Annotated in this window: 4 protein-coding genes; all 4 read left to right on the forward strand. The window is 67.6% G+C overall.

Annotation, left to right across the window (positions count from 1 at the left end; all coding sequences use genetic code 11):
• The coding region (locus HUK84_RS11455) for a DUF445 domain-containing protein (protein WP_176640412.1) at positions 1-1,110 on the forward strand (1,110 nt) is incomplete at its 5' end.
• 177 nt (positions 1,111-1,287) lie between these two features.
• Positions 1,288-1,836 (forward strand): SUF system Fe-S cluster assembly regulator, encoded by a 549-nt coding sequence (locus tag HUK84_RS11460; RefSeq protein WP_176640413.1) that lies wholly within the window; start codon positions 1,288-1,290, stop codon positions 1,834-1,836.
• A gap of 12 nt (positions 1,837-1,848) precedes the next feature.
• Complete coding sequence (sufB, locus tag HUK84_RS11465) at positions 1,849-3,339, forward strand: Fe-S cluster assembly protein SufB (protein ID WP_176640414.1); 1,491 nt, start codon at positions 1,849-1,851, stop codon at positions 3,337-3,339.
• Positions 3,340-3,345: 6 nt separating this feature from the next.
• Complete coding sequence (gene sufC / locus HUK84_RS11470) at positions 3,346-4,128, forward strand: Fe-S cluster assembly ATPase SufC (RefSeq protein ID WP_176640415.1); 783 nt, start codon at positions 3,346-3,348, stop codon at positions 4,126-4,128.
• Positions 4,129-4,187 lie beyond the last annotated feature (59 nt).

A 4,187-nucleotide genomic window follows, 5' to 3' on the forward strand; every position in this document is an offset into this window, starting at 1 on the left:
GTGGTGGGCGGGCTGGCGGACTGGTTCGCCGTGACCGCCCTGTTCCGCCGGCCGCTGGGCCTGCCGATTCCGCATACCGCGATCCTGCCGGCGCAGAAGGCGCGGCTGGGCGAGGCGCTGGGCCGTTTCGTCGCCGGCCATGTCTTTACCGAGGACGACGTCAATGCGGCGATGGACCGGATCGACCTGCCGGAGATCCTGGCGGGGCTGATGGACGACCCGGCCTCGGCCGAGACGGTCAGCCGCAGCCTGGCCGGCGCCGCCCCCGCGGTGCTGGAACGTCTGGAGGACGGGCGCGCGGGATCGGGCCTGGCGCGGATCATGCCGATGCTGCTGGGGGGCGAGGAGGTGGCGCCGGTCGTGGCCCGGACCCTGCGGGCGCTGGTCGAGGGCGACCGGCACCAGGAGGTGCTGTCCTTTCTGCTGGCGCGCATGAAGGACGGGCTGAAGGCCAAGGAAGCGTCGCTGCGCACGATGATCGAGGACCGGGTGCGCGAGCAGGGCGGGCGGATCCTGGGCTGGGCCATCGGCGGGTCGATCGCGACCAAGGTGCTGGTGGCGGTCAACCAGGAGCTGGACCGGATCGACCCGCAGAATTCGGAGCTGCGCGAGGGCTTTACGAGCTGGGTGCGCGCCGAGATCGACCGGATCGAGACCGATCCGGAGCGGCGGCGCGACATTACCGGCGCGATCATGGGGGTAATGACCCATGACAGCATCCGCAACTGGAGCGGCGATGTGTGGCGGCGGATGCGGCTGATGATCGAGGCCGACATGGGACGGCCCGACGGATGGGCCGCGTCGATCGTCCGCGACACGCTGCTGCGCCTGGCCGAGCAGATGCGCACCGACCCGGCGCTGCGCGAGCGGGTGGCGACGGGCGTGCGGCGAATGATCTTGCGCGGGCTGCCCTTCGTGCGGGAACGGCTGTCGCGCTTTATCGCCGCGGTGGTGGCGGGATGGGATGCCGACATGCTGGCCGAGCGGCTGGAGCTGCGTGTGGGCAAGGACCTGCAATTCGTGCGGCTGAACGGCACGCTGGTGGGATTTCTGGCAGGCGCCGGCCTGGCGCTGGTGCTGCGGCTGGCATTCGGGCCGGGAGCGGGCTAAAGCACGCGGGTTGGACGGGAAGCGGCCCCCGATTATGCCGTTATGCGGCCCGTCAGGTGACTGGGCTGTGCCGATTGCACTTGACGCTGGCCTTGCACGGAAGCATCTGGAAACGGAAATCAGTACTGATTTGGTCCGCTATGGGCGGACGGGACCGTGGCCGGCGAAGGAGGGCGGATGCTGAAATTATCGAAGCTGACCGATTACGCCGTCGTCGCCCTGGTGCGCCTGGCGCAGGCGGACGAGGTGATGACGTCGCCCGCGCTGGCGCAGGCTACGGGAATCCCGGAACCGACGGTGGCCAAGGTGCTGAAGATCCTGGCGGCCGACGACCTGGTCGTGTCGTTGCGCGGCGCGCGCGGGGGGTACCGGCTGGCGCGGAAGCTGGACGATATTTCCGTCGCGCGGGTGATCGCCGCCGTGGACGGTCCGATTTCGCTGACGGCCTGCGTCGATGGCGGGGGGTGCGATACGCGCGGGCTGTGCGGGCTGTGCGGCCAGTGGGACGCGGTCAATGACGCGATCCGCGGCGCGCTGTCGGCCATCAGCCTGTCGGACATGCGCCGTTGCGGGCAGCGACATGGGGCGGGATCGCCCGACTGGGGCTCTGAGCGAGGCTCTGACAGGGAGCCTGGTCAGGGCCCCGATCAGGGCCCCGATCAGGGCAGAGGGGCCGCGCCGGCGGTCCGGGACATATCCGCGGCCGGCCGGGCCGAAGCGGTCTGAGGGAGCAGGAAGATGCCAGCGATTGCCGAAACCCGCGATGCGGTCGAGAGTCTGAGCCAGTCCACGTACAAATGGGGGTTCGAGACCGAGATCGAGATGGATCTGGCCCCCAAGGGGTTGAACGAGGATACGATCCGCCTGATCTCGCACCGCAAGCAGGAGCCGGAGTGGCTGCTGGACTGGCGGCTTAAGGCGTTCCGGGCCTGGCAGGCGATGGCGGAGCCGGCCTGGGCGAAGCCGCGCCATCCGCCGATCGATTTCCAGGACGCGCATTATTATGCCGCGCCGAAGAAGAAGGCCGGGCCGAAATCGCTGGACGAGGTCGATCCCGAATTGCTGCGCACCTATGAGAAGCTGGGCATTCCGCTGCACGAGCAGGCGATGCTGGCGGGGGTGGAGGTGCCCGAGGGCGAGCAGGCCCGTGCCCCGGTGGCGGTGGACGCGGTATTCGACAGCGTATCGGTCGTGACCACCTTCCGCGAGACGCTGGCCGAGGCGGGGGTGATCTTCTGTCCGATTTCCGAGGCGGTGCGCGCGCATCCGGACCTGGTGCGCCGCTATCTGGGCAGCGTGGTGCCGGTGTCGGACAATTTCTATGCGGCGCTGAATTCGGCGGTCTTTACCGACGGCTCGTTCGTCTACATTCCCAAGGGCGTGCGCTGCCCGATGGAGCTGTCGACCTATTTCCGCATCAATGCGCGCAATACCGGCCAGTTCGAGCGGACGCTGATCATCGCCGAAGAGGGGGCGTCGGTGTCCTATCTGGAAGGCTGCACGGCGCCGATGCGCGACGAGAACCAGCTTCATGCGGCGGTGGTCGAGCTGGTGGCGATGGATGACGCCGCGATCAAATATTCGACCGTGCAGAACTGGTACCCGGGCGACGCGGAAGGCCGCGGCGGGATCTATAATTTCGTGACCAAGCGCGGCGCCTGCCGCGGGGCGCGGTCGAAGATCTCCTGGACGCAGGTCGAGACCGGGTCGGCCATCACGTGGAAATATCCGTCCTGCATCCTGCAGGGCGACGGATCGGTGGGCGAGTTCTATTCGGTCGCGGTGACCAACAACCACCAGCAGGCCGATACTGGGACCAAGATGATCCATATCGGGCGCAACACGCGCTCGACGATCATCGCCAAGACCATCAGCGCCGGGGAGTCCGACAGCACCTATCGCGGGCTGGTGCGGATGATGCCCAAGGCGTCGGGAGCGCGGAACTTCACGCAGTGCGACAGCCTGCTGATCGGCGACCGCTGCGGGGCGCACACCGTGCCCTATATCGAGAGCCGCAACATGTCGGCCAAGGTGGAGCACGAGGCCACGACGTCGAAGATCTCGGAGGATCAGCTCTTCTATTGCCGTCAGCGCGGCCTGTCGGAAGAGGACGCGGTGGGGCTGATCGTCAACGGGTTCTGCAAGGACGTGCTGAAGGAACTGCCGATGGAATTCGCGGTCGAGGCCCAGAAATTGCTGCAGATCAGCCTGGAAGGCAGCGTCGGCTGAACGGAGATGAGTGACGTGAGCAACGAGTTTGTACGGATCGCCGGCCTGTGCGCCAGGATTTCCGATGGCGGCATGGACAAGGAGATCCTGCGGGGCGTCGATCTGGAGATCCCGGCGGGCGAGGTCCATGCGATCATGGGGCCGAACGGGTCGGGCAAATCCACCCTGTCCTATGTGCTGGCGGGGCGCGAGGATTACGAGGTGACGGAGGGCACCGCGACCTTCAAGGGTCAGGACCTGCTGGCGCTGGAGCCCGAGGCGCGCGCGGCGCTGGGCCTGTTCCTGGCCTTTCAGGCGCCGGTCGAGCTGCCGGGGGTGAACAACGCGAATTTCCTGCGCACGGCGGTGAATGCGGTGCGCCGCGCCCGGGGGCAGGACGAACTGGATGCCGTGGCCTTCCTGAAGGCGGTGCGCCAGGAGACCAGGCACCTGTCGATCGCCGACGACATGCTGAAGCGCAACGTGAATGTCGGGTTCTCGGGCGGCGAGAAGAAGCGAAACGAGGTGCTGCAGATGCGCATGCTGCAGCCGTCCTTCGCCATCCTGGACGAAACGGACAGCGGGCTGGACATCGACGCGCTGCGCATCGTGGCCGAAGGGGTGAATTCGCTGCGTGCGCCCGATTTCTCGGCGCTGGTCATCACCCATCACCAGCGTCTGCTGGATTACATCGTGCCGGACCGCATCCATGTGATGGCGCGCGGGCGGATCATCCATAGCGGCGGACCGGAGCTGGCCAAGCAACTGGAAGCCCAGGGTTATGCCCGTTTCCTGGCGGAGGCGGCGTGAACGCGATCGCGCCCGCCGGCGCCAGCGCCGCAGCATTCCTGGCGCGCCATGCGGCGCGG

This window comes from Nguyenibacter vanlangensis (assembly GCF_013376155.1).
Taxonomy (GTDB): Bacteria; Pseudomonadota; Alphaproteobacteria; order Acetobacterales; family Acetobacteraceae; genus Gluconacetobacter; species Gluconacetobacter vanlangensis.

Excerpts from the sequence above, each read along its gene's own strand:
- HUK84_RS11460 (WP_176640413.1), top strand. The coding sequence starts at position 1,288 with ATGCTGAAATTATCGAAGCTGACCGATTACGCCGTCGTCGCCCTGGTG.
- sufB (WP_176640414.1), top strand. The coding sequence starts at position 1,849 with ATGCCAGCGATTGCCGAAACCCGCGATGCGGTCGAGAGTCTGAGCCAG.
- sufC (WP_176640415.1), top strand. The coding sequence starts at position 3,346 with ATGAGTGACGTGAGCAACGAGTTTGTACGGATCGCCGGCCTGTGCGCC.